At 55.3% G+C, this 24,201-nt stretch carries 30 protein-coding genes and 2 pseudogenes; 14 read left to right on the forward strand and 18 right to left on the reverse strand.

The window, feature by feature from the left end:
* The 3 genes and pseudogenes from JCM17844_RS14635 to JCM17844_RS06380 form a co-directional block, all read left to right on the forward strand.
* Positions 1-243 (forward strand): annotated as a pseudogene (locus JCM17844_RS14635) (aminopeptidase); the annotation flags it as partial.
* The gene (locus JCM17844_RS06375; RefSeq protein WP_150000197.1) at positions 227-751 is read left to right on the forward strand and encodes a DUF6702 family protein; all 525 of its coding nucleotides are present in this window, start codon (positions 227-229) and stop codon (positions 749-751) included. The pseudogene JCM17844_RS14635 and the gene JCM17844_RS06375, both read left to right, overlap by 17 nt.
* 63 nt (positions 752-814) lie before the next feature.
* On the forward strand, positions 815-1,177 hold the full coding sequence (locus JCM17844_RS06380) for a hypothetical protein (protein WP_150000198.1): 363 nt from the start codon (positions 815-817) through the stop codon (positions 1,175-1,177).
* Between the two features lie 48 nt (positions 1,178-1,225).
* Here the strand turns inward: JCM17844_RS06380 and JCM17844_RS06385 are convergent, their stop codons facing one another.
* Both JCM17844_RS06385 and JCM17844_RS06390 read right to left on the reverse strand, forming a co-directional pair.
* Positions 1,226-1,957, reverse strand: a complete 732-nt coding sequence (locus JCM17844_RS06385) for a hypothetical protein (RefSeq protein ID WP_150000199.1) — start codon at positions 1,955-1,957, stop codon at positions 1,226-1,228.
* Positions 1,958-1,976: 19 nt separating this feature from the next.
* Positions 1,977-2,717 (reverse strand): hypothetical protein, encoded by a 741-nt coding sequence (locus tag JCM17844_RS06390; RefSeq protein ID WP_150000200.1) that lies wholly within the window; start codon positions 2,715-2,717, stop codon positions 1,977-1,979.
* A gap of 125 nt (positions 2,718-2,842) precedes the next feature.
* Between JCM17844_RS06390 and JCM17844_RS06395 the strand changes: the two genes are divergently transcribed.
* Positions 2,843-3,523, forward strand: a complete 681-nt coding sequence (locus JCM17844_RS06395; RefSeq protein ID WP_150000201.1) for a YceI family protein — start codon at positions 2,843-2,845, stop codon at positions 3,521-3,523.
* 58 nt (positions 3,524-3,581) lie between these two features.
* Here JCM17844_RS06395 and JCM17844_RS06400 read toward each other — a convergent pair whose 3' ends face one another.
* The 4 genes from JCM17844_RS06400 to hflK all read right to left on the reverse strand — a co-directional run bounded on the left by JCM17844_RS06400 (position 3,582) and on the right by hflK (position 7,394).
* Positions 3,582-5,063 carry a DegQ family serine endoprotease gene (locus JCM17844_RS06400; protein ID WP_150000202.1) on the reverse strand — a complete coding sequence of 494 codons (1,482 nt, stop codon included), beginning with the start codon at positions 5,061-5,063 and terminating at the stop codon, positions 3,582-3,584.
* Between the two features lie 115 nt (positions 5,064-5,178).
* Entirely contained in the window at positions 5,179-5,376 is a 198-nt protein-coding gene (locus JCM17844_RS06405) for a DUF2065 domain-containing protein (RefSeq protein ID WP_150000203.1), read from the reverse strand.
* 15 nt (positions 5,377-5,391) lie between these two features.
* On the reverse strand, positions 5,392-6,261 hold the full coding sequence (hflC, locus tag JCM17844_RS06410) for a protease modulator HflC (RefSeq protein ID WP_150000204.1): 870 nt from the start codon (positions 6,259-6,261) through the stop codon (positions 5,392-5,394).
* Positions 6,258-7,394, reverse strand: a complete 1,137-nt coding sequence (hflK, locus tag JCM17844_RS06415; protein ID WP_150000205.1) for an FtsH protease activity modulator HflK — start codon at positions 7,392-7,394, stop codon at positions 6,258-6,260. Before hflK ends, hflC begins: the two co-directional genes overlap by 4 nt.
* A gap of 184 nt (positions 7,395-7,578) precedes the next feature.
* Here hflK and apbC point away from each other — a divergent pair, with 184 nt between their 5' ends.
* Positions 7,579-8,700 carry an iron-sulfur cluster carrier protein ApbC gene (gene apbC / locus JCM17844_RS06420; protein ID WP_150000206.1) on the forward strand — a complete coding sequence of 374 codons (1,122 nt, stop codon included), beginning with the start codon at positions 7,579-7,581 and terminating at the stop codon, positions 8,698-8,700.
* Between the two features lie 18 nt (positions 8,701-8,718).
* Positions 8,719-9,153 (forward strand): CoA-binding protein, encoded by a 435-nt coding sequence (locus tag JCM17844_RS06425; RefSeq protein ID WP_150000207.1) that lies wholly within the window; start codon positions 8,719-8,721, stop codon positions 9,151-9,153.
* A gap of 66 nt (positions 9,154-9,219) precedes the next feature.
* On the opposite strand, the gene JCM17844_RS06430 is transcribed toward JCM17844_RS06425, so the two are convergent.
* The 4 genes from JCM17844_RS06430 to lgt form a co-directional block, all read right to left on the reverse strand.
* Positions 9,220-10,152 (reverse strand): ribose-phosphate pyrophosphokinase, encoded by a 933-nt coding sequence (locus JCM17844_RS06430; protein WP_150000208.1) that lies wholly within the window; start codon positions 10,150-10,152, stop codon positions 9,220-9,222.
* 155 nt (positions 10,153-10,307) lie between these two features.
* Positions 10,308-11,093, reverse strand: a complete 786-nt coding sequence (gene pgeF, locus JCM17844_RS06435) for a peptidoglycan editing factor PgeF (RefSeq protein ID WP_150000209.1) — start codon at positions 11,091-11,093, stop codon at positions 10,308-10,310.
* Positions 11,086-12,207 (reverse strand): class I SAM-dependent methyltransferase, encoded by a 1,122-nt coding sequence (locus JCM17844_RS06440; RefSeq protein ID WP_210431497.1) that lies wholly within the window; start codon positions 12,205-12,207, stop codon positions 11,086-11,088. The genes pgeF and JCM17844_RS06440 overlap by 8 nt, the downstream gene beginning before the upstream one ends.
* Positions 12,204-13,079 (reverse strand): prolipoprotein diacylglyceryl transferase, encoded by an 876-nt coding sequence (gene lgt, locus JCM17844_RS06445; RefSeq protein WP_150000433.1) that lies wholly within the window; start codon positions 13,077-13,079, stop codon positions 12,204-12,206. The genes JCM17844_RS06440 and lgt overlap by 4 nt, the downstream gene beginning before the upstream one ends.
* Positions 13,080-13,274: 195 nt before the next feature.
* On the opposite strand from lgt, the gene JCM17844_RS06450 reads away from it, so the two are divergent.
* Together JCM17844_RS06450 and JCM17844_RS06455 are read left to right on the forward strand one after the other, a co-directional pair.
* Positions 13,275-13,607 carry an accessory factor UbiK family protein gene (locus JCM17844_RS06450; RefSeq protein WP_150000210.1) on the forward strand — a complete coding sequence of 111 codons (333 nt, stop codon included), beginning with the start codon at positions 13,275-13,277 and terminating at the stop codon, positions 13,605-13,607.
* Positions 13,608-13,854: 247 nt separating this feature from the next.
* The gene (locus JCM17844_RS06455) at positions 13,855-14,361 is read left to right on the forward strand and encodes a type III secretion system chaperone family protein (protein WP_150000211.1); all 507 of its coding nucleotides are present in this window, start codon (positions 13,855-13,857) and stop codon (positions 14,359-14,361) included.
* 65 nt (positions 14,362-14,426) lie between these two features.
* Here JCM17844_RS06455 and JCM17844_RS06460 read toward each other — a convergent pair whose 3' ends face one another.
* The 8 genes and pseudogenes from JCM17844_RS06460 to JCM17844_RS06495 form a co-directional block, all read right to left on the reverse strand.
* Positions 14,427-15,599, reverse strand: a complete 1,173-nt coding sequence (locus JCM17844_RS06460; protein WP_150000434.1) for a PA0069 family radical SAM protein — start codon at positions 15,597-15,599, stop codon at positions 14,427-14,429.
* A gap of 63 nt (positions 15,600-15,662) precedes the next feature.
* Complete coding sequence (locus tag JCM17844_RS06465; protein WP_150000212.1) at positions 15,663-16,604, reverse strand: NAD(P)H-dependent flavin oxidoreductase; 942 nt, start codon at positions 16,602-16,604, stop codon at positions 15,663-15,665.
* Between the two features lie 156 nt (positions 16,605-16,760).
* Positions 16,761-17,486 (reverse strand): energy transducer TonB, encoded by a 726-nt coding sequence (locus tag JCM17844_RS06470; protein ID WP_150000213.1) that lies wholly within the window; start codon positions 17,484-17,486, stop codon positions 16,761-16,763.
* 90 nt (positions 17,487-17,576) lie between these two features.
* Positions 17,577-18,164: a hypothetical protein gene (locus JCM17844_RS06475; protein WP_150000214.1), complete on the reverse strand. Its 588-nt coding sequence runs from the start codon at positions 18,162-18,164 to the stop codon at positions 17,577-17,579.
* Positions 18,161-18,484, reverse strand: a complete 324-nt coding sequence (locus tag JCM17844_RS06480) for an autorepressor SdpR family transcription factor (protein ID WP_150000215.1) — start codon at positions 18,482-18,484, stop codon at positions 18,161-18,163. Before JCM17844_RS06480 ends, JCM17844_RS06475 begins: the two co-directional genes overlap by 4 nt.
* A gap of 190 nt (positions 18,485-18,674) precedes the next feature.
* Entirely contained in the window at positions 18,675-19,580 is a 906-nt protein-coding gene (gene hemF / locus JCM17844_RS06485; protein WP_210431500.1) for an oxygen-dependent coproporphyrinogen oxidase, read from the reverse strand.
* Between the two features lie 27 nt (positions 19,581-19,607).
* Positions 19,608-20,066, reverse strand: coding sequence for a tRNA (cytidine(34)-2'-O)-methyltransferase (locus JCM17844_RS06490; protein WP_150000216.1), 459 nt, complete (start codon positions 20,064-20,066; stop codon positions 19,608-19,610).
* Between the two features lie 117 nt (positions 20,067-20,183).
* A pseudogene (locus tag JCM17844_RS06495) lies at positions 20,184-20,704 on the reverse strand (YqgE/AlgH family protein).
* Positions 20,705-21,006: 302 nt separating this feature from the next.
* Here JCM17844_RS06495 and msrP point away from each other — a divergent pair.
* The 6 genes from msrP (at position 21,007) to JCM17844_RS14645 (ending at position 24,200) form a co-directional block, all read left to right on the forward strand.
* Positions 21,007-21,969 carry a protein-methionine-sulfoxide reductase catalytic subunit MsrP gene (gene msrP, locus JCM17844_RS06500; protein ID WP_150000436.1) on the forward strand — a complete coding sequence of 321 codons (963 nt, stop codon included), beginning with the start codon at positions 21,007-21,009 and terminating at the stop codon, positions 21,967-21,969.
* A gap of 26 nt (positions 21,970-21,995) precedes the next feature.
* Complete coding sequence (msrQ, locus tag JCM17844_RS06505) at positions 21,996-22,610, forward strand: protein-methionine-sulfoxide reductase heme-binding subunit MsrQ (protein WP_150000217.1); 615 nt, start codon at positions 21,996-21,998, stop codon at positions 22,608-22,610.
* An 89-nt stretch (positions 22,611-22,699) separates the two neighbouring features.
* Positions 22,700-23,281, forward strand: a complete 582-nt coding sequence (gene pgsA / locus JCM17844_RS06510; protein ID WP_150000218.1) for a CDP-diacylglycerol--glycerol-3-phosphate 3-phosphatidyltransferase — start codon at positions 22,700-22,702, stop codon at positions 23,279-23,281.
* Positions 23,282-23,284: 3 nt separating this feature from the next.
* The gene (moaD, locus tag JCM17844_RS06515) at positions 23,285-23,539 is read left to right on the forward strand and encodes a molybdopterin converting factor subunit 1 (protein ID WP_210431504.1); all 255 of its coding nucleotides are present in this window, start codon (positions 23,285-23,287) and stop codon (positions 23,537-23,539) included.
* Position 23,540: 1 nt separating this feature from the next.
* Complete coding sequence (locus JCM17844_RS06520; RefSeq protein WP_150000219.1) at positions 23,541-24,020, forward strand: molybdenum cofactor biosynthesis protein MoaE; 480 nt, start codon at positions 23,541-23,543, stop codon at positions 24,018-24,020.
* 3 nt (positions 24,021-24,023) lie between these two features.
* Positions 24,024-24,200, forward strand: a complete 177-nt coding sequence (locus JCM17844_RS14645; RefSeq protein ID WP_210431505.1) for a hypothetical protein — start codon at positions 24,024-24,026, stop codon at positions 24,198-24,200.
* The last annotated feature ends 1 nt before the right edge of the window (position 24,201 follow it).

Raw genomic sequence — 24,201 nt, forward strand, 5'->3', positions numbered from 1 at the left:
TATGAAGAGCAGCGTATTCCTGCCCAGATATGGCAACGCAACCAATCCCGTGTGACCAAGCTGATCGTTACCGATAAAGTGATCAAGAAGATCGTGCTTGATCCCCATTTGGAAACCGCTGACGCCGATACGTCCAACAACTATTGGCCCGGCAAAGTCGATGATGTGCGCATCGAATTGCAACGGCGCAAAACAACGCCCAATCTGATGCAAAAGATGAGCGATGATGACAAGCAGGATTAAAACAGTTTGGGGTCGGGCATCTGCCCTGCCCCTTATCGGCCTGTTGTGCCTGATGCTGGCCATTCCGGCCATGGCACACAGCTTTTACACCGCATTGACGCGGCTCAATTACAATTCTGAAGCCCAGACCATCGAGGTCATCCACCGCCTGGCCGCCCATGATATGGAAGCGGTTTTATCCTTTCAGGAAAAGCAGGTGATGAGCTTTGAAAAGGATGCGCAGCTTGAAGGATTGGCCGGCGATTATCTTATCCGCCATTTCACATTGGATATAGATGGGAAGGCCATACCGCTTCAATTCATCGGCCTTGAATTTTCCGGCGAAGATTTGATTGGCTATTTTGAAGGGCCCTTAAAAGCAGCGCCCCAAAAGATCGCCATCACCAACCGCATTTTCATTGATGAACTCCCCGGACAGATAAACACGCTGGTGGCCACTATCGGCGAAAAAACCGGAGCAGCCCGCTTCTCCGAAGGGGAGACGCACAAAATTGTGGACTTTCCCTAATCCGTATCTTGCCCCTCTCCCTGTGAGTCTTTAGATATGGGGGAAAGCGTTAAGGAAAGCCGCATGATGCTCCGTCTGTTTGTCATATCCCTGATTTTGGGCAGTTCGCTCACGACGGCGGCTCTTGCCCAGATGCAAGGCCCTTCCCGCAATCCGGGGAAAACCACTTTGATGATTTTGGCTGAACGTTTGGGCCGTACCGCAGGAAATGCGGAATTTTGCGGGTACGACCCTGACAATGTGGAAGAGTTTATTGCCAAATCCATGGCGCGGTTGGCCAAGGAATCCGAAGACAAGGTGCTGCTGGCGGGAAGCCGGGTAGAATTCAATGCCCATGCCGCCTATGGCCGTTCGGAAGGCCCTGAGCAGGGCTGTGACAGCTTCAGTCTTGATTATGCCGAGGCAAAGCGCGTCCTGCTTTACTGAACACACCCTCGCCTTCACCATGCCTCTCCGACCGTTTCACGGCCAAGGCTAGCGAATAGTGGAAACGTCCGGGCCGGCCAACCGGATGATTACAGGCCCCACAATGGCCTCTTCCTGATCCGGCCAAACGCGCTCCAGCGCCTTTTCCACGAAATGAGCCAGAACGGGGCCCACACGGTTGCTTTCATCCGTTTGGGCAAAGGCAAAGCGTGGGCCATCATAATTTGAATCGAGGGAAAAATCGGCCACCAGCGGAAAGGTCATTTTATCTTCAAAGATCTTGTGTCCATCGGCATCGCGCACCTCCAGTTTTCCCACAACATAGCTATGGGACGCACGCAGATAGGCCACCGGATGGTTATCTACCTTGATCCGGTCCAGCTTGAGACGAATCTCTCCCGCGAAATCCGGCACAGCACGGGCCAGATTTCTGGCCATCATGCCCCGGACAAGGGCTTCCACCGTATAGCCGTGCAGATCGGGGATCAGCCGCTCGCCCGCCCATTCCACATCCCGAAACAAGGACACACCCTGGCTTTGCAGGCTTGAACGCATCCCCGGCTCATCCACAAGGCTTTTGCGAAAGCGTTCCTCGCGGATGCGTTCCACACGGTTGATCACCTTCATCCTTTTGAGCAATTTACCGGAAAATTCGATATCCAGCTTATAGGCAGGAGCAGTGGCCTCTGTTGACGTGTTTTGTGCATAGGAGCGCCCGGCCCCCACAGCTCCACAGGCACCAATAACAAGAGCCAAAATCACCAACGTGGCGCGATGCATATAGTCGTCCTTATAGGGATCAGCGATTGAACCTTATCTGTTCATTAGGCCCACTGAGGCGAATAATGATCGGCCCTTCAATCTCTTTTTTCTTGTTGGGCCACAAATCCTCAAGGGCCTGTTCAACAAAATAGGCAAGGGTCGGTCCCACACGATTGGCTTCATCATTTTCGACGAAAGCATATTTATCGCCATCATAAGACCGGTCCACAGACGGATCCACCACCAGATTGGCGGTCAGTTTTTCCTTCTTCAAAACGCGCCCATCAGGGGCCAGCATTTCCACCTTGCCACTGATATAGGAATTCGCTCCGGTGAGAAACGCGACAGGATGCGATGACACACGCATGGTCTTGATGGTATAATGGATCGTGCCTTTGAACTGAGGCGCAGCACGCTGAAGATTATCCATCGTCAAGGCTTCTAACAGATTGGCGACAGTATAGTCTTCCACATCGGGGATCAGCCGTTCCCCCGCCCATTCCGTGCCATAGGTGCGTATTTTTGCAAAGCGCTGTATGGAGGATCTAATCGCGCTACGATCATCCGAACCGGTGCGCCGGAAACGATCTTCCAGAGATTGTTCGATAGAATTGATGCTGTCCATCCGCCGCGCCAAGCCTTTGGAAAAGGTGGCTTCGACCTGCACGCCAGAGCTCTCTGGCACTTTATCTTGCGCCACAGCGGTTATGGCAAACACCATGGCGCCAGCCCCAAAAGACAGAGCCAGCGTCAAACGCCTCAATGAAAACTCCGGCATATGCATCTCCTATGCCCATGATTTTGACAGACAAGCATGCCAGAGCCAAGCTGAACCAAGTCTGAATATATAACCGTCATGGCCTGAGTGCCGGGTTTTTACCGTACTCCAAAGAGTATTTTCTTATGCAAAGCCACTTGTCTGCGCCCTGTGCACCAGTTTCTGGAATAAGCCTGCCCCGCTTCGCTTTGATAGTGGCCTTTCTGGCCGTGGTATCCCTTTCGGCTTGCACCAAAATTGAACAGGGCCTTGCCGTGCTGAGCCATGATGTATCCACCCGCATCGCACCGATACCGGCAGGTGTTTATCATAGCGATCCCGACCATGTTTTTGTGCATTTTTCCCTGTGGCATCTGGATTATAGCCAATTCACCGGACGTTTCGACGATGTTGCCATCGCGCTGCATTTCGACCCTTCCGCCCCCACTCAAAGCCAGTTGGATGTGGACATCCCTGTCGCGTCTCTCAATAGCGGCAGCGCAGCTATCGACGGCATGCTGAAGACCGAATTCTTCGATTTAAAGGCCCATCCATCCATTCGCTTTACTGCAAACACCACCACCCTTCTTGATGCCCAAACCGGCCAAATCGAAGGGATGCTGGAAATGAATGGCCGAACGCACCCCCTCCTTTTAGAGGTGGTGTTCAACGGCTATGCCAAAAATCCATTGACCGGCGTGCCAACCATGGGATTTTCCGCGCATGGAGAGCTTGATCGTTCAGATTGGGGCCTGGGGAAATGGGTGCCAGCGGTGGGGAAAACCGTCCGCTTGCAAATCGAAGCGGAACTGGTTCTTGACCCATAAGAAAGGGCCGGAAAATCCAGCCCTTTCTCTTGATGCTTATCCTTAAAACGCTTGACGCTTATTCATCGCCGCCAAGCGGGATCGGGATGAAGTAGAAATCGCCATTACGATAAAGCCGCAACAAAGCCGCGGACCGGCCTTCAGCGCGAATATCGGCAATCGCCGCACTCACATCGCCGGATGTTTCCACCGGCTTGCGGTTTACTTCGACGATCACATCACCGCGCGCCACCCGTTGACGCAGATCCGGAGCCACTTGCAACACAAGGGCGCCATTGACATCATCCGGAACATTGAACTGCTGGCGCAGCACGCCATTAAGGTCGGACAGTTCCATCCCCAATTCTTCCGTCACAGACGGTTGGGCCGGGTCTTCACTGTCTTCAGGGCGCGGACGCTCACCTGTGACCACGGACAGGGTTTTGCGATCCCCGCCGCGCAGAATGGTCAATGTGGCCTTTTCTTCAACACCAAGGGAACTGACCACTTTTACCAAAGCGGCGCTGTCTTCTACCTTTTCCCCATTGAATTCGATGATGATATCGCCATCTTCCACACCGGCTTTTTCCGCAGGGCTATCCGGGGTTACGGAATTCACCAAAGCGCCCTTGGCATCATCAAGACCCAAAGCATCGGCGGTCATCCGGTCCACGGGCTGGATCTGGACACCCAGATAACCGCGCCGGGCATAGCCAAATTCTTCAATCTGCGCGATCACCTTGCGAGCCTGGTCCGACGGGATGGCAAAAGCGATCCCCACATTGCCGCCGGTGGGGCTGAAAATCGCCGTGTTAATGCCGATCACATTACCGTCCAGATCAAAGAGCGGGCCGCCGGAATTCCCCCGGTTGATCGAGGCATCCGTCTGGATGAAGTCATCGAACGGACCACCGCTGATCTGGCGATGATGCGCCGATATGATCCCCGCCGTTACCGAGCCACCAAGGCCAAAGGGATTGCCGATGCTCAGCACCCAATCCCCGACACGGGCCTTACTGGAACTGCCCCATTGCACAAACGGGAAATCTTCGTCCGATTGAATACGCAACAAGGCCAGATCGCCTTCTGCATCGCGGCCGATCACTTCGGCTTCATATTCTTCACCGTCAACCGTGCGCACTGTCACTTCATCAGCAGACTCGATCACATGATTATTGGTAACCACCAGCCCTTTGGCATCAATGATAAAACCAGAGCCAAGACTTTGCAGCTTGCGGGTTTGCGGTTCATCGCTGCCATTGGGCTGACCGCGGTTCAAGAACTCTTCGAAAAAGTCTTCAAAGGGCGAGCCCGGAGGAAAAGGCGACCGGCTGGACCGGGCCTCAACCGTTTGCACGCTGGAAATATTCACCACCGCCGGGGACAATTTTTCCACCAGATCAGCGAAACTTTCAGGCATTTGACGCGCGTGCGCCGAGAAAGCCAAAAGCATTGAGATCACAAGGGCAGACATCAGCACGAGGCTGAATGCGAGAAATGTCTGCGTCTTACCGGCCTGAGACGGTCTTTGTGCTTTTGCTGTCGCTGTTATTGGGCGCATGGCCACTCCTTTCGCAGGTCTTCATTTCTTATAACGCGTCGCATCATTTGATTTTCTGCCGCCGCCTGAGCATATCAGAGCATATCAGAGCATATGCACAAACAACGGCAAGGGATCATCCCCGGATCGCCCAGATGGCGACAAAGCCGAGACAGACAGCCACGGCGCCCATCAGGCGTAAACGTTGCACAGGTTCGAGCAACATCATGGCATAAAGACGGCGCATGAAATCCGGTGCAAGGGCATAGCCCAAACCTTCAAAAACAAGCGCCAGTCCCACTGCCACGCCAAAATCGCCCCAATCAAATCCCATGGGCTAAACCTCGGCTCAGTTCTTCTTCTCCGACCCGCGCAGATAGCCCAGATATTCGCTATCCGGTGACAAGATCACCGTGGTGCTGTTGCCCTTCAGAGACTTCCGATAGGCTTCCATGGTGCGATAGAATTCAAAGAAATCCACATCCTTGCCAAAAGCATCGGCAAAAATCTTCACCGCAGACCCATCGCCTTCACCGCGCAGCTTCTGGGCATCACGGCTGGCTTCCGCCAACAAAACCGTGCGTTCACGATCCGCCTGTGCGCGAATACGTGCCGCCAATTCACGGCCTTCGGCGCGGGCTTCTTCCGCTTCCCGTTCCCGCTCGGTACGCATCCGTTCAAAGATGGTTTTCGAATTGGCTTCCGGCAGATCCACCCGACGCAAGCGCATATCCACCACATCGATACCAAAGCGCTTAGCATTGGCATTCACACTGTCGCGGATGGTGGTCATCAACCGGCTGCGCTCACCGGACACGATGGTCCGCAAAGGCTCGGACGCCAACACCTGACGCAAATTCGACGCCATGATGGTCTGGATCCGGCTTTTCGCCCCCAGTTCATTGCGCACCGTTTGATAGGTGAGCAAGGGATCGGTAATGCGGAAACGGGCAAAGGCATCCACTTCCAAACGCTTCTGGTCAGACGCAATCACTTCCTGCGCAGGAATATCCAGATTCAGAATACGGGAATCGAAATAATTTGCCTGCTGCAGGAACGGAATTTTCCAATGCAAACCCGGCTCTTTCACAACACGGCGCGGATCGCCAAACTGCATGACGATAACCTGCTGGGTTTCCCGAACCGTAAACAGACCGGTGCTGGCCACAAGAATGAGCACAGCGGCCAAAACGAGGAGGATAATACTGCGTGCGCTCATTGTCCGCCTCCATTCGAGGATGTGTTGCTGCGCCGCTTGATCTCGGGAAGGGCCATATAAGGAACCACTCCAGTCCCGGACTTGTCGTCCATGATCACTTTTTCCATATCGGCAAAGATATTTTCCATCGTTTCAAGATAAATGCGCTTCTTCGTCACATCCTTGGCCTGCACATATTCTTCATAAACCGACAAGAATCGGGCAGCATCCCCTTGGGCTTGGGCAATCACCTGCTCTTTATAGGCTTCGGCTTCTTGCAAAAGCTGATTGGCCCGTCCACGGGCTTCGGGAATAATCTGATTGGCATAACGATCCGCTTCATTGCGATAACGCTCGCGGTCGGCCTCAGCGGCCTGCACATCGCGGAACGCGTCGATCACCTCTAAGGGCGGATCCACTTTTTCCAGCTTCACTTCGCCAATCAAAATACCTGCGCCATATTCATCCAGCGCCCTTTGGATTTCCCGGCCAGCTTCTTCTTCGATGGCCCCACGGCCTTCGGTCAAAACACGCTGGATCTGGGTCCGCCCGACAATCTCACGCATGACGCTTTCCGCCACCGCTTTCACGGTGTCTTCCTGCGGCGTTTGAATATTGAACAGATAATCGCGGGCATTGCTGATCTGCCAAAACACCGTAAAAGCCACATCGACGATATTTTCATCGCCGGTAAGCATCAGGCTTTCATCCAGCAAGCTGGTGGGACGACTGCGTTGCGCCATGCCTTGGCGAAACCCCACATCCACACGGTTCACAACCGTCACCGCCGGGGTCATCACGGTTTCAATGGGCCAGGGCAAATGCCAATGAAGGCCCGGCAAGGTAGGTTGTTCAGCGGCTTCACCAAAGCGCAAAACAATGCCCTGCTCATCGGTATTAACCCGATACACGCCGGTGGCCGCCCACAATAATAAAGCGATCACGATCAAAAGCACGATGCCGCTTTTTCCACCCGCCCCACCGGGCAAGGCTTTTTGCAAGCGTTCCTGACCTTTGCGCATCAGATCATCAAGATTGGGTTGCGGTCCTTGCGGACCCTTGGGGCCATAAGGACCGCGTGGCCCTTGCGGGCCGCTGGGGCCATTCCCCCACGGGCCTTTACCCCCACCACCGCCGGTATTTTGCCACGGCATAAACGCTCTCTCCCCTTCGTATATCCCACAAAGCACAGATCACAGGATCATCCATAATGCGCTTTTGCATAAAAACTCTGTCTCGCTATATATGGGAGCAAGCCCCGTGTCGCAATGTCACCTTTTATTAAACTGCGACAATTGGGTGGCACTTTTTCCCCTTTTGTCAAACTGCAGGCCATGAATGACCCCAACAAAAGACCAGATTTTAACCGCCCTTGAAACCGTCATCGACCCCGAACAGGGAAAAGATATCGTCAGCCTTGGATATATCAGCGGCTTGGTTATCAAACAGGGGAATATCGGCTTCGCCCTGGATGTGGGAACGGTGGACAAGGCGCAAAAGATGGAGCCGGTGCGTGCGGCTGCCCAAAAGGTGGTCAGCGCCCTTCCCGGCGTTTTATCGGCGACGGTGGCGCTTACAGCCGAACGCCCGCCGCAATCCAGCGGCCCACGCCCCGCCACGCCCCCATCCATGCACGGCGCGGCCAAAGCTGGCCCACCCGCTCTGGAAGGCATCAAACAGGTAAAAGCCATCATCGCTGTGGCCAGCGGCAAGGGAGGCGTTGGAAAATCCACCACCGCCGTCAATCTGGCCATTTCCCTTGCCCGCACGGGATTGAGCGTGGGCCTGATGGATGCGGATATTTACGGCCCCTCCATCCCGCGCCTTGTGGGTTTATCGGGACGGCCGCATGTGTCGGGCAAAACCATCGAACCAATGGAAGCCTTTGGCATCAAAACCATGTCTATCGGCTATCTGGTGGAAGAAGAAAAAGCCATGATCTGGCGTGGCCCCATGGTTGCCTCGGCTGTCACCCAGCTTTTGGGCGATGTGAATTGGGGTGCCTTGGATGTACTGGTGGTGGACATGCCCCCCGGCACCGGCGATGCACAGCTCACCTTGTCGCAACGGGTTCCTTTGAAGGGCGCGGTGATCGTTTCAACGCCACAAGACATTGCGCTGATCGACGCCCGCAAGGGTTTGGCCATGTTTGAAAAGGTGGATGTGCCCGTGTTCGGCATCATCGAAAATATGAGCTATTTCCTATGTCCTTCTTGCGGCGAGCGTTCGGACATTTTCGGCCATGGCGGAGCGCGGGAAACGGCCGCCAATCTCGGGGCGGATTTCCTGGGCGAGGTGCCACTGCATATGCGCATCCGCGAAACATCGGATCAAGGCACCCCCATCAGCGCCAGCGCCCCCGAAAGCCCACAGGCGCAAGCCTATCTGGACATTGCCAAAGCCATCGCCGCGCGATTGCAGCAGGCCGACAAAAAAGGCCCCACCATCCGCATTGATTGAAAACCAGAAAGGGCGTCCATGTTCAAAAATCCATCCGACGACCACATTCATGCGCTTTTGGAGCGCGTGAAAACCATCGCCGTTGTAGGAGCCAGTCTCAAGGATGGCCGCCCCAGCCGAGGTGTCGCCCGTTTTCTGATGGATCAAGGTTATCGGATCATTCCGGTCAATCCCGCCTATGAAGGACAGGATTTTGCCCCCGGCGTGCCTGTGCTGGACAGTCTGGACGCCATTGACCAACCGGTGGATATGGTGGATATTTTTCGCCGGTCAGCCGATGCGGGCAGCGTGGTGGATGAGGCCATCCGTATTGGCGCAAAGGCCGTCTGGCTGCAAGAAGGCGTGTGGGATGAAGCGGCGGCACAGCGCGCCGAAAAGGCTGGCCTTATGGTCGTGATGGATCGCTGTCCGGCAAAGGAAATTCCCCGGCTTGGGGTGAAAGCAAAGGGATAAAACCCGTCCAACCGCAGCAAAAATCAAGAACCGGCGGCCAAAAACCGCCGGCTTTGATCAAAACGATCAATCAAACAGGCTGGACACCGACGTTTCGTGGCTGATGCGGTTCATGGCTTCGGCAATCAGCGGCGCGATGGTGATGCGCCGCACTTTCTTTGAAACGCGCACCGCTTCCGTTGCCAAAATCGAATCAGTAATCACCAATTCCTTCAGCGAAGAGGCACCGATACGGGCCACAGCCCCGCCAGACAGAACCCCGTGGCTCACATAGGCCGATACGGATTTCGCCCCCGCCTGCATCAAGGCATCGGCGGCATTACACAATGTGCCTGCCGAGTCGACGATATCATCCACCAACACACAGACCCGGCCTTCCACATCGCCGATGATGTTCATCACTTCCGATACACCGGCCTGTTCGCGGCGCTTATCCACAATGGCCAAAGGTGCTCCGACCCGCTTGGCATAGGCGCGCGCCCGTACCACACCGCCCACATCGGGCGATACGATCATCAAATCTTCGGGGGGATAATTTTCTTTCAGATCGCGGCCCAGAACCGGCAGCGCATAAAGATTATCGGTGGGGATATCGAAAAAGCCCTGAATCTGTCCGGCGTGAAGATCCATGGTCAGCACCCGGTCGGCCCCTGCGGTGGTGATCAAATTGGCCACCAATTTCGCAGAAATGGGCGTGCGCGGCCCCGGTTTTCGATCTTGTCGGGCATAGCCGAAATAAGGAAGAACGGCGGTGATTCGACGCGCCGAGGCTCGTTTCAGGGCATCGATGCACACCAGTAGTTCCATCAGATGGTCATTGGCGGGGTAGCTGGTGGATTGGGCGACGAACACATCCTCGCCGCGTACATTTTCGTGAATTTCGACGAAAATTTCCTGATCGGAAAAGCGTTTCACGCTGGCTTTCGTCAAAGGGATGTTGAGATAAGTGGCGATGGCTTCAGCTAAGGGCGGGTTGGAATTTCCAGTAAGAATTTTCATTCTGGGCTCCGTCTGAGCGTTTTTGTGCCTGCAATGACAGCGGCCGGAACGTTCCTTCAGGCCAAGCCCCAAGGGGGCTGACCTCTCCGCCGGGTTGGCGTGCTCTTAGCAAGCGGTGCCCCCCCTTGTAAACCACTCCGCTTTGCTAATTGCTCTCAAGTCTGCGCGAGAGTAATCACCGAAAGCTGGCGGCCATAATCTGTTGCACCTTCATGGGTTGAACGACGATAGCTAAAATAGGCATCTCTATCGCAATAGGTGTCTACTCCCAATGGCTCCACCTGCGACACCCCGGCACGTGCCAATTGCCCGGCCACAGCCCCTTCCAGATCGAATTGGAAAGCCCCCGCACGCACGCCTTTGGCAAAGAAATTGGCAAAAAACGGGTCCACCGCCTGAAACGCCTGCCGCACCTCGTCCCCCACCTCATAAGAGGCTTGGGCAATGGCGGGGCCGATGGCTGCGATTATCCGGTCGGAACGGGCACCACGTTTTTCCATTTCCAAAACGGTGGCCGCAACAATGCCCGAAACCGCGCCGCGCCAACCCGCATGGCACGCAGCCACAATGCCCGCCATTGGATCAACCAACAAAACCGGCGCACAATCCGCCGTGACGATCCCCACAACCAAGCCCGGTTGATCGGTTACCAAAGCATCGCAGCGCGGCGGATTGGCCGAATCGAAATCCGCCCCTGCATAATAGGCGGTGGCGCTGTGGATCTGATAAGGCGTGGCCAACGCCCCGCCCCCCACAGCCGCGCAAATCCGGCGACGATTTTCCAAAACCGCCGCCCCGTCATCATCTGAGCCGCGCCCGGCATTCAGGCTTTCATAAGGACCATGGGAAACCCCGCCTCGTCGGCCAAAAAACCCATGCTCCAGCCCGTCACAGGCGGAAAGCAAAGAGGATATGGCGCAAGGGGGGCGACGTTCAGACATCTGGCGACTCGCTGGCGTCTGCTTGTACGGGCTCTGCCCCAGATGTTTCTGCCTCTGCCTCCACCGTTGGCCCATCGCCGGGTTGGATGGCCATGGCCTTGAACAAGATTCCCATCATGTCCGGTGCCGTTAAGCGGCGCACGGCGGCCTTGATATCGCAGGCCTGCTTTTCCGTTGCACGCCGGCACAGCAAGGCCGCACGGATTTCAATGCCCAGATCCCGCAGGAAATCACCTTGGGTCACCGGCCCTTCCACCTGCGCACCGGCCTGCTGTGCCACTTGGGACAAATGATCGAAATTCACATGGGCGGTCAGATCGCTTTCGCCGGGCTTATGGAACACATCAACACGCTGATGGCGGCGAATGGCTTGCAGTGTTTCCCCTGCCGCGCTCTGGTCATATCCATAATCGATGATCAGTGCTGCCCCGCCATGGCTGTTGATACGCTTGGCGATTTCATCGGTGATGGAAAGCGCAGCCGGACATAATTCCACCAGCGCCCCTTCTTCCACCGTTTGCAACGTTTCGGGGATCAAAGCCGCCTGTGCCGAAGCCGGGCCAAGGCACCAGTCAAAGCCCTTCCCATCGCTGGTTACATGGCGTTCTGCCCAGCCTGATGCTGTGCGGACAAACTGATAAATCGGCAAGGCATCGAAAAATTCATTGGCCACCAAAAGCGTCGGGCCTTCGGGCACATCGGCAAAGCGGTCATGCCACTGGGCCTTTACCTTCTTGCCTTGCGCCTTTCGCAATGCTTCGTTGGATTCCACCAGATGAATATCAAGGGCCTGTGCCAAGCCGGGAACCACAGCCATGGCCCGCACGGCATCGGCCATCAACGTGCCGCGCCCCGGCCCCAATTCCACCAACCGCACCGGATCGGGCCGCCCCATGGCTTCCCAACGATCCGCCAGCCAAAGTCCCAATAATTCGCCAAAAATCTGCGAAATCTCCGGCGCGGTGATAAAATCGCCTTTCGCGCCCAAAGGATCGCGCTTTCGGTAATAGCCATGATCGGGGTGCATCAACGCTTCCGACATATAGCGATGCACGCTGATCGGCCCGGTGGCATTGATCAGGGCGTGCAGATGTTTGGACAGCGGTGTTGTCACCCTTTGCCTCCGCTTTTTGCGGGTTTGCGCTCTCCCACATCTTTCAGCAAACGCGGCATCCGGTCGGTCTGGGCGCTCCACATCAGCCAGCCCCCGAACAGGATCATCGGCAGGCTGAGAAGCTGCCCCATGGATATGATCCCCGCCAACAGCCCCAAATGGGCATCAGGCTCGCGGGCGAATTCCACCACATAGCGCGACAGGCCATAGCCGAAGAAAAACAGCCCCACCAAGAGGCCGGGCTTGCGCCGGACCGTTTGCGACCGAAAAACCAGCCAATTGATGGCAAGAAACAGAACCAGCCCTTCAAGTGCTGATTCGTAAAGCTGGCTTGGGTGGCGCGGCAATTGGCTGGGATCGCTTGGAAACACCATCGCCCAAGGGACATTGGCGGAGCGGCCCCATAATTCCCCATTGATGAAATTGGCCAATCGCCCGAAAAACAGGCCAATAGGGACAGCCGCAGCGATCATATCGGAAAATCGCAAAAGCGGGATCTGCTTTGACCGGGAATAAAGAATAATCGCCAGCGTTACCCCGACCAGGCCACCATGAAAAGACATGCCGCCATCCCACAAACGCAAGATGGCCGCGGGATCTTCCAGATAGGCGGCGGGCTTATAAAACAGCACATAGCCAAGGCGGCCGCCCAAGATCACCCCAAGGGTGGCCCACATCAGAAAATCGTCGATCTGCTGGCGGGTAATGGGAACCCCAAGCTTGGGGGCCACTTTCCGCACCCACCACCAACCGCCCATCAATCCTGTAAGATAAGCCAATGAATACCAACGGATCGGCAGGCCGAAAATGGTCACCAGAACCGGGTCGATCTGCGGATAGGCCAATACGCCCAGAAAGGATATTCCGTGCATCAATTCGTGCCTTTCATTGGCGGGAAACATGCGATTTGTGCCCGCCATCATCATGCACAAACACGCCCTGTCAAGGTGGTTCCCCGCCTTGAATTTTGGCGACTTGCAGATGAAGCGTAAAACAATCTTTGCAATGCACCCGTCCTCGCCCCATATTCAGCCCGTAATTGAGATTGCTGGAAAGACGAAACTCCCATGCAGACAGACAATCGATTCCTCGATGATCTGGCGAAACTGGCCACAGGCGCGGCCGGTGCCCTGACTTCTGTGCGCTCTGAAGCAGAAGGGGCGGCGCGGGCCTGGCTGGATCGCCGCCTTGGTGAACTGGATCTGGTAACCCGCGATGAATTTGATGCGGTAAAGGCCATGGCCGCAAAAGCCCGCGAGGAAAATGAACGCCTGAAAGCCCGGCTCGAGGCCTTGGAAGCAGGCCAGAAGCCCGCGCCAAAGGCACCGGCCAAAGCGGCAAAAAAGGCCTCCCCGGACGCTTCGGCAAAGGCCAAAAAAGCCGCGCCGGATAAAAGCTGACCCCCGCCCCGCATCCTGCCTGACACATATTGTGGGGCAATGCGGGAAGTTATCCACAAGATATTGAGGCTGATCCCCACAGATTTCTTGCGCAGACACGGCTTGAATGGCAGGCTTTCCCTGTTGGTTTAAAACCATGGGAGGCTTGTATCTTGGCGTGTTGCCCAAGACCTTGCGCATAAAACGCCCGGATCTGCGAAGATCCCCGGCGATCATGGCCGGGGAGCAGCCAAAGGAGTGACAGAGCATGACCACGCTCATCGCCGACGACGACACCGCTCCGGTTTCCAACCCCCTCGATCTGGTTGAGGAGCTTGCCAACGCCAATGACTGGGTCTTCGACCGTCAGGAAGATGAACTCACCGCTGCTGTTACCGGCGGATATTGCGAATACCAACTCCGCTTTTTCTGGCGCGAAGAAGAACGCGTTTTGCAAATTGCCAGCGTGTTCGATGGCCGTGTTCCCGAATCCAAGCGGGCAAATGTTTATGAAACGCTGGGCCTGATCAATGAACGGTTGTGGCTTGGGCATTTTGAAATGTGGTGCGATGAAGGCTTGCTGATGTACCGCCACGCCACCATCGCCGATGAAGAAGGCACCGGTCTTTCCGGCAACCATCTGGCGATCATGGTGGAAACCGCATTGAGCGAATGTGAACGCTTTTATCCGGTGTTCCAATTCGTGGTCTGGGCGGGAAAAACCCCGAAAGACGCATTGGATGCCGCCATGCTGGAAACCATGGGCGAGGCTTGAACCAAAGCCCCACTCAACCTAGTCAGTTTTTATCGGGTGCGCGGGCACAGCCTGCCGCCCGGTACTCATAAAAACAGGCTCATCTGCTGGCTATCTTGCCGGGGTGCAACAAATCGCATGCAGTCCAAAGGCTCAACACCCATATTGAAGCCCAGCTTTTTCACCGCCAAACGAAAGCGCTTGGAAATCATATCCGCATAAGCCCCCTGCCCGCGCATACGGTGCATGAACCGCGTGTCATAAAGGCGGCCATTGCGCATATTTTTCACCAAGCCCATCACCCGATCCGCCCGCTCCGGGGCTTCTTCCGCCAGCCATTCGGCGAATAAATCCTTGATTTCAAGCGGCAGGCGCAACATCACCCACCCCGCTTCCCGCGCCCCCGCTTCATAGGCTTTTGCCAAAATTCCTTCGATTTCATGGTCGTTCAAGGACGGGATCACCGGAGCCACCATCACCCCTGTTCTTATGCCGGCCTTTGCCAGCTCCGAAATCGCCTGCAAGCGCCGCCCCGGTGTGCTGGCCCGTGGTTCCATACGGCGGGAAAGGCGGTGATCCAATGTGGTGACAGACAGCGCCACCTTCACCAAATTCCGCTGCGCCATAGCGGATAAAATATCCAGATCACGCCCTATCAAAGCGGACTTGGTTATAATGGTCACAGGATGGGACGCTTCATCAAGCACCTCAAGAAGACGGCGCATAATCTGCCGATCCTTCTCGACCGGTTGATAAGGGTCCGTATTGGTACCGATGGCAATGGGCCGACAACGATACCGCGGGCGCGCCAGTTCCTTACGCAACAAATCGGCAGCATTGGGCTTTGCAAACAGCCGCGTTTCAAAATCCAAACCAGGCGATAGCCCCATATTGGCATGGCTGGGCCGCGCATAGCAGTAAATGCAGCCATGTTCACAGCCACGATAGGGATTGATCGAGCGATCAAAGGGAATATCGGGCGATATATTGCGGGTGATGATGGTTTTCGCATGTTCGTCCGTGACCGTGGTTCTTAGCGGCGGGATATCGTCCTCATCCGCCTCATGGTGCCCGGTCTGCGCGCCCCCGGCTCCTTCAACCGCCGCCCCATCGTGCCAACCATCATCGAAAGACACCCGCGCATAGGCTTCATGCCGCCCCGAAGCATTGGAGCGCGCCCCTCGCCCACGCCTGTTTTCAGCGCGAACGAAGGCCGTTTCTTCCGTGGGTGATTCTGTGATTTCCGGACGTGTTCTCATGGGCACAGTTTACGCGCCTACAAGAACAAATCAAGAACAAAGTGTCTTGTCTCGCCGCAGAAATCAATCCATCCGGGCGCTGGCTTTATAATCCGCCTCTAATTGCGCCACCAAATCCGCAACGCTTGGCACCTCATGAATCGCACTCACGCCTTGCCCGGCGCTCCAGATGCTTTTCCATGCCTTGCCTTTTTTCTTATCGCCCGTTTCGCGCATGGATAGATCCATATTCACGGCTTTCATAACCGCTCCCGGCGTTGGGTCGATACCTGCCGCCTTCAGGCTGGAGGCAAGGAAATTCCCCAAGATCCCCGACACCTGATCCGTATAGACAATATCGTGCATTTCAGACTGGACGATCATGTCTTTATAGGCCTGATCCGCCACGCTTTCCTTGGTGGCAATAAAGCGTGTGCCCATATAGGCAAAATCAGCACCCAAAACCTGTGCCGCCCGGATAGACCGGCCATCAGACAACGATCCGGCCAATATGATGGCGCCATCGAAACGCTCGCGCAGCTTGGGAATAAAGGCAAAGGGGTTCAGCGTGCCCGCATGGCCACCGGCTCCGGCACAAACGGCGATAATGCCATCCACGCCCGCCTCGATGGCCTTTTCAGCATGGCGCATATTGATCACATCGTGAAACACCAGCCCACCATAGGCATGAACCTGAGCGACAATATCGCCCGGATGCCCCACCGATGTGATAACAAGCGGTACTTTGTGCTTCACCACCAGCGCCGTATCTTCTTCCAGCCTGCTGTTGGAACGATGCACGATCAAATTCACGCCAAAAGGTGCGGCATTGGCCTCAAGCCCCGCCTCCAGATCATCAAGCCACGCATCGAATTGCTCGACCGGACGGGCATTCAGGCTGGGGAACGTCCCGATCACCCCGGCATTACAGCAAGCCGCGACAAGCTTGGGGCCGGAAACCAAAAACATCGGGGCGGCAATAGCGGGAAGCCGCAAGCGGTCTTTCAAAGCAACGGGCATAGCCATATCGGGCAGTCTCCTTGAAGATATTTCCCTCATAGTGCCCTGCCCCGTGCCCTGTGTCACGGTATCACTTCACAGAAAAAGCACGATTAGTGGCCAGCCCGGGAAGCACGCACTTTGACCTAGGATCAGCGCCCCGTCTTCATGGTCGCAGATCCCTCAAATGCACTGCCGCGACATATCCTGTGGATTGATATCTTCCGCCATCTGGAATGTGAATAGATAAGCAACGCCGAACTGCTTGACCGGCTCCCCCTTATAGGTCGGAGGCTCATAACGGATGCGCTGTGCCGCGCTTATGGCTTCTTGATCAAACACATGCGGCGGCTCGGACCGGACAACATCCACATTGCTCGTCCGCCCTGTTTCTTCCACCGTAAATTCGACCATGACACATCCTTCGATGCCCTCATCAACGGCAGCCTTGGGATAGCGGGGGGCAACATATTTCAACGGCGAACCAGCCCATTCCTCGCTCGCCATCAACATCCGTTGCGCCTCTGCATTACCAACCGCCGCCTGCGCCTGGAGCGCACGCGAATAGAAACCAGACGGCAAGCCCTTTGTTTCCATCAATTGTGCGAATATGCGTTGTGCTTGTTTGTCTTTTCCAGCCCGACCAAGCGCCGATGCCCGAAGTTTCTGCACCACCGCCCGCTCGTAAACACGCAGGTCCCCGCGCGACAATATCCGTTCGACACACAAAAGGACAATATCAAATTCCACCGAGTCAGCATTGGACGGCAAAGCTGCCATTGTCTGTTCACACTTAGCCGCCGCTTCATAAACCGCATTGCGCATCGCACTGTGCTTCACCTTACCAAAGCCACCGGCGGAACAAGCCGCAAGAATAAAAGGCGCCAATAAAATAATCATCCTGCTCATAAAAATTTTCCCTGCCAGTCTTCGAATTTGGTCATAAGAGCTATCATTGGAGCCTATATTTTTACACACCCTTTGCAACAAAAGCGTATTTCACGGCCCCTCGTTCGAGGGCTGACAGGCGCGGCGATATCCCAATGTCCTGATGATAACCACCGCCACGCCCACAGCCATGATGCCGATGGCCACGGTGCCTGCCATCTGGATCGGCAAAGCCAGCCAACTCAGAAAATAGCCCAGGCCCGCAATCACAAAAATCCAGCCATTGCCACGCAGGATTTTCTGCATTTTCGCCGAGGCGATCCGTTTGGGGAGGCTATTGGCGTAATAAAGGAAAACCGCCCCGATGATGATCCCGGATATCCGCTTTGAAATATTGGCTGTCCCGTCAAAAACACCTAAAAGGCCGCCCAAAGTCGCCGCCAAAGACGCGGCAAGGATGATGCCACCAAAAATAATGCCTTTATAAAGACTGGCCAAAGCCGCCGACCGGCGTGTTGCATCCACGCATTTCAAATGGACGAGCGACAAAGCCCCGCCCCCGGCTATGGGCAGAAAGAGAGCGGCAACTGCCATGGGCAGGATGCGGGAAGGATCAAGCATCCCTTGCCAAATGGCCAGCCCTGCCACCGCAAGAACGATAATCGATGCGGCTGTTTTCAGATATGTGTGTGCTGTCATGACACGGGGTCCTCTTTTTTGTTTTCGCTGCTCTTTTTTATCGCTGGCGGCGGGGCCGTTTCGCCCAGCCCGAACACACGGGCAAAGCCCAAAAGCGCATCTTCCAGAACCGATAGCTTCAAATGATAGAGGATGGTTTTTCCTTGCCTGACCGCTTCCACCAGATCGGCTTCTTTCAACACCGAAAAATGCGCCGACATGGTGGGTTTGGAGACATTGAAATGCGCCGCAAGTGCTCCTGCCGATTGCGGACCTTCCCGCAAAAGTTCCAGAACGCGGCGGCGCGTCGGGTCGGATAAGGCTTTAAAAACTGTGCTCATGAATAGACAATTAGTTAATTGTCTAATTGTTGTCAAGAAAAATGCCGACCAAGGCCCATGGCCTGCCTTTATGCAAGGCGGTGTCTCTTGTTGAAAACGAAAGCCTATATGGCCCCCGGACCATGTCCGAGGAGCCGATATCTATTTGAAGAACAAGGATAAAAGCAGCGGGGCTAAGCCCCAACCCCACTCAGGGCCATTTGGCTTCAGGTGGCAAAGACATCAAGATCGCGTCGATATTGCCGCCGGTTTGCAGGCCGAATTTGGTGCCCCGATCATAGACCAGATTGAATTCCGCATAGCGTCCGCGTTTCACCAAAAGCGCTTCGCGTTCCGCATCGGTCCATTCTTTATCCATATGGTTGCGCACCAGTGCGGGATACACATCATTGAAGGCCCGTCCCACATCGCGGGTAAAGGAAAAATCTTCCTCCCAATCGCCGCTATTGAGCTGATCGTAAAAAATACCGCCAACCCCGCGCATTTCATTGCGATGCGGCAAGAAAAAATATGTGTCGCACCATTCTTTAAAGCGCGGATAATAGCTGTCGTCATGGGCATCACAGGCGGCTTTCAAAGCGCTGTGAAATGTTTTGGTATCTGCCTCATCGGGGAATGTGGGAGTAAGGTCGGCGCCGCCCCCGAACCATGATTTGCTGGTGACAATCATGCGGGTGTTCATATGCACCGCAGGCACCAAAGGCGATTGCATATGCGCCACCAGAGAAATGCCCGAAGCCCAAAAGCGTGGGTCTTCTTCCGCACCGGGGATCTGCTTGTTGAAAGGTTCTGCGAATTGTCCATAGACGGTGGAGATATTCACCCCGACCTTTTCAAACACCCGCCCCCGCATGATCGACATTTCACCGCCGCCGGTATCCCCCGTTTCATGGGCTGCCGCATCACGCTTCCAGCGTTTGCGCTCGAACCGTCCGGCAGGGCGATCGGATAACGGCCCGCGATAATCGGATTCCAGCTTTTCAAAAGCCCCGCATATCTGATCACGCAAACTTTCAAACCATGTGGCCGCGCGGGCTTTTCTGTCTTCCATTACCGCCCCTTGGTCTTCATTATTGGTCATAATCGTCGCCATCATCGACACCCCTTCACTCAGCCTGCTCGATCACAGGGAAGCTCCGGTCTGGCGCAAGGATTCGCCCAACACCATCGCCGCAGCCATTGCAATATTCAGTGATCGCATGCCCAAATGCATGGGGATGGTCACCCGTTCATCGGCCGCATCATGAACCCTTTGCGGCACGCCCTGACTTTCCTGCCCCAAAATCAGGACATCATCTTTGAGATAGGTCAAATCCGTATAAGGCCGAGCGGCTTTTGTCGTCAACAAAACGGCCCGCCGCCCGGCCTCCTTGCGCCACGCTTCAAAAGCACACCAATCCAGATGACGAAAAATGCGCACATGGTCGATATAATCCATGCCCGCCCGCCGCAGCGCCTTTTCTGAAAAGGGAAAGCCCGCAGGCTCGATCACATGAACCGCCGCGCCAAGACAGGCACCCATGCGCAAAATAGTTCCGGTATTTTGAGGAATATCCGGTTGAAAAAGAGCAAGATCCACCATCGGCCAGACATTTCATGAAGCTGCATATATAGCCACGCCAAGGCCAGCGTGCCACACCAGCCCCTTTCCTACGTCATTCAAAAGAAATTGCAACGGCAAGCCAGCGGGAAAAGCCGATCAGGCATGCCCTGAAAGCGATGACAACATGGATATATCGACGCCCATCATGGCCATGGCGCGCGGCCACATATCATCGGGAGCGGTGCAAAAAACCAGTTCTTCATCCGCAGGACATGTCAGCCATCCATTGGACTGGATCTCTTGTTCCAACTGGCCCGGCGACCAGCCGCATAGCCCAACGCCAGAATATGTTGGCGCGGCCCCGTCCCTTCGGCCATAGCCTTCAAAATATCCACGGTCGCCGTCAGGGCGATGGTTTCGCTGACAACAAGGGTGCTGTCCTGAATGAAATCATTGGTGTGCAGCACAAAGCCCCGCCCCGTTTCCACCGGCCCCCCTGCGAAAATGGGCACATCCTGAACGGTGCCTTCGGTTTCAATATCAAGCTGATCCAGCAATTCGGAAAATGTCAGGGCCGTAAGATATTCATTAAGTACCAGCCCCATGGCCCCTTCTTCGGAATGGGAGCACAAATATATAACGGATCGATCGAACCGTGCGTCCGACATGCCCGGCATAGCAAGCAGCAATTGCCCTTCCAGATATCCGCTTTGTCTCGACACCGCTAAAGATCCTTTGTCATATGAAGTGATAGATGGCCGAACGGGCTGGCATGATCGTCGGGCAATCCATGATCTGTTTACCGCCTAGTTTGGGCGCTTTTGGCTTGGTGGGCAAGGGCAACCCGCTGTTTTCTCGTGCAACAAAACAGATCAGAAGGAAAATGCGGAAAAACAGTCGGTGGAAGACCGCACCGACTTTGTTATGATAAAATATGGCGACGCTCTTAATCTGGGACGGAAAGGCGCGGCACATGCTGATCAATATACGCAAGAGCTGGCACATCCCCGAGTCCGGGGTAACGCCAAAAGCCCTGTATTACAGCCGACGCCACATCATGAAAACCATGGCAGCGGCCGGAATTGTCGGTATCGGCGCGGCACGCTCAAGCATCACCCCCGCAAAAGCGCAAATAGCGGTGGCCACGCCCTATGCACAGGCCCCCTTGAACAAGGCCCTGTCCACCGAAGAATCCCTGACAGACTATAAGGCCCTCACATCCTATAATAATTTCTACGAATTCGGCACCGACAAGTCCGATCCAAAGCGCTATGCCAGCGCCATGAAAACAGAACCCTGGTCGGTAAAAGTCTCTGGTGCGGTGGAAAAGGCCGGCACCTACAGCTTTGACGATTTGATTACCCCAAGCGATCTGGAAAGCCGTATCTACAGACTGCGCTGTGTGGAAGGATGGTCCATGGTGGTGCCCTGGATCGGTATTCCCCTGCACAAGATCATCCGCCGCCTGCAGCCCACATCAAAGGCACGCTATGTGCAGTTTGAAACCTTGGCCGACCGTAAAATGATGCGCGGTCTGCGTTTTCCGGTTCTGGATTGGCCCTATAAAGAAGGGCTGCGGATGGACGAAGCCTTGCACCCGCTGACCTTGCTGGCAACAGGACTGTATGATGCCCCGCTTCCCAATCAGAACGGCGCCCCCTTGCGCCTTGTGATACCGTGGAAATATGGGTTCAAGTCCATCAAATCCATTGTCGCCATCCGCTTTACGGAAAAGCAGCCCATAACCTCGTGGAACCAATCCGCGCCTTCGGAATATGGCTTTTATGCCAATGTGAACCCCAAGGTGCGCCACCCCCGCTGGAGCCAAGCCACAGAACGCCGCATCGGCGACTTTCGCCGCCGCGATAGCTTGATGTTCAACGGATATGCCGAAGAGGTGGCCGGGCTTTATTCCGGCATGGATCTGCGCACATATTTTTGAGCCCTTTTTCCAAGGCCCTTTCGTTCATGACCACGGCACAGATCCGCATCTTTGGAAAGCCGATCCTCTTTTTCATGTTAAGCCTTCCCGCCCTGTGGCTGGCTGTGCAATGGGCGCTTTATTTTTCTGGCGAACCCAATGGCTTGGGCATCAACCCGCAAGAAGTCTCCAACCGCTTCAGCGGGCGCTGGACCTTGCGCATGCTGATTCTCGCTTTGGCGGTCAGCCCGTTTGCGGCCCTCATCAACAAGCCGTGGCCTTTGATGTTTCGACGTATGGTGGGGCTCTTCGCCTTTTTTTATGTAACCGTGCATCTAGGCAGCTATTTAGGGCTTGATCTTGCACTGGATTTTTCGGCCCTGTGGCGCGACATTGTGGAACGGGTGTATATCCTGTTTGGTGTGGGCGCGTTTTTGTGCCTTCTTCCCCTTGCCGTTACCTCTACAAAAGGCTGGATCAAACGCTTGGGGGCCACAGGCTGGAAGGCATTGCACCGCCTGGTTTATGTGGCGGGACTCCTAGCCGCCTTGCACTTCCTTTTTCTGGTAAAAGGAAACCAACTTGAACCCAAGATCTATGCTGCCATTATAGCGGCACTTTTGCTGTGGCGACTTTATAGACGCCTAAGCCAAAAACGCTGAACGGCAAGAACCGCTCTTCTTGACCGCCCTTGTTAAAATCTGCACTTTGACTCTTAGTCCACCTCCCAAAAAGGCCGCAAGTCCAAGCCATGATGTCTCAAATCCCCAATCTTTTAACCCTGTCGCGCATCGTTGCCATCCCTATACTCGTGGCCGCTTTTTATCTGGACCAGCCATTGGGAAGTTGGGTTGCCTTTATCGTCTTCACGCTTGCGGGCATCACCGATTATTTCGATGGCATGCTGGCGCGCAAACTGAATGTGGTCAGCCCCATTGGCCGTTTCCTTGACCCCATCGCCGATAAGCTAATGATCGGCGCCGCAATCGTAATGCTGGTGGCCATCCAATGGGTGGACGGCATACATGTGATTGCCGCCGTGATTATTTTGCTGCGGGAAATTCTTGTCTCCGGCCTGCGTGAATATCTGGCCGAACTCAGCGTCTCCATGCCGGTTACCAAATTGGCGAAATGGAAAACCACCGTTCAAATGGTGGCATTGGGATCTTTAACCTGGACAAGCGGAGGCGCGGAAATTGGCCTGCCCGCACAAGAAGTGGGCTTGGTGGGTCTGTGGATCGCCGCCATTCTGACCATGATAACAGGTTATGATTATTTGCGTGCCGGCCTTGCCCATATCCGCAAAGACAATGCGGGCGCGGATGGAGCATGAGCAATGATCACATGCCTTTATTTTGCCTGGGTGCGTGAGCGTATCGGCTGCGATGAAGAAACGCTCAGCCTCCCTTCAGATGTTGGAAATTTGCATCAGTTTCTGGATTGGTTGAGCCGGAAAAGCGCCGCCCATGCCCATGCCTTGTCAGACCGTACAGTCCTGCGTTTTGCCATCAATCAAGACTATGCCACGATGGATAGCCCCATAAAAAAGGGCGATGAAGTGGCGATTTTCCCACCTGTAACCGGTGGATGAAATGGCCCATATCCGCGTACAAAAAGCCCCGTTCGATGTGGCACAGGAACTGGCTGCCCTTCAAAAAAAGGGCGCAGATATCGGCGCTCTTGTCAGCTTCACCGGGCTGGTGCGGGAATTTGATAATGATCGGCGCATCACCAAGCTGACACTTGAGCATTATCCCGCCATGACCGAGCGCCAGCTTCACGCCATCGCGGCCGAGGCAGAGACACGCTTTTCTTTGGTGCACTGCCAGGTGATACACCGTTTTGGCCCCCTCCATCCCGGCGATCCAATCGTTTTGGTTATCACCGCCGCCCGCCACCGCAAAGCGGCCTTTGAGGGCGCGGAATTTTTGATGGACTGGCTGAAAACCAAAGCGCCTTTCTGGAAAAAAGAAGAAAGCAGCAATGGATCGCAATGGGTCGCCGCGCAAGAAAGTGACGATCTTGCTGCCCAGAAATGGACCGCCCCAACCGTAAAACCGAACGGTCATTAGGCCATGCCTATACCTCCCCCCCATTCACCATCCGGCATGCCCAGCCCCAGCCTGTTTCTGCGCGAGGATGCCCTAAAACGCGGCGTGGAGCTGATCTTGCGTGCCCAAGCGGCATTGGGCGATGCCGCCAACGATCTTTTGGCGCAGCACGAATTGGGAAAGGCCCATCACCGCGCTTGAT

The organism is Iodidimonas gelatinilytica, assembly GCF_008579125.1.
Classification (GTDB): Bacteria; Pseudomonadota; Alphaproteobacteria; order Sphingomonadales; family Rhodothalassiaceae; genus Iodidimonas; species Iodidimonas muriae.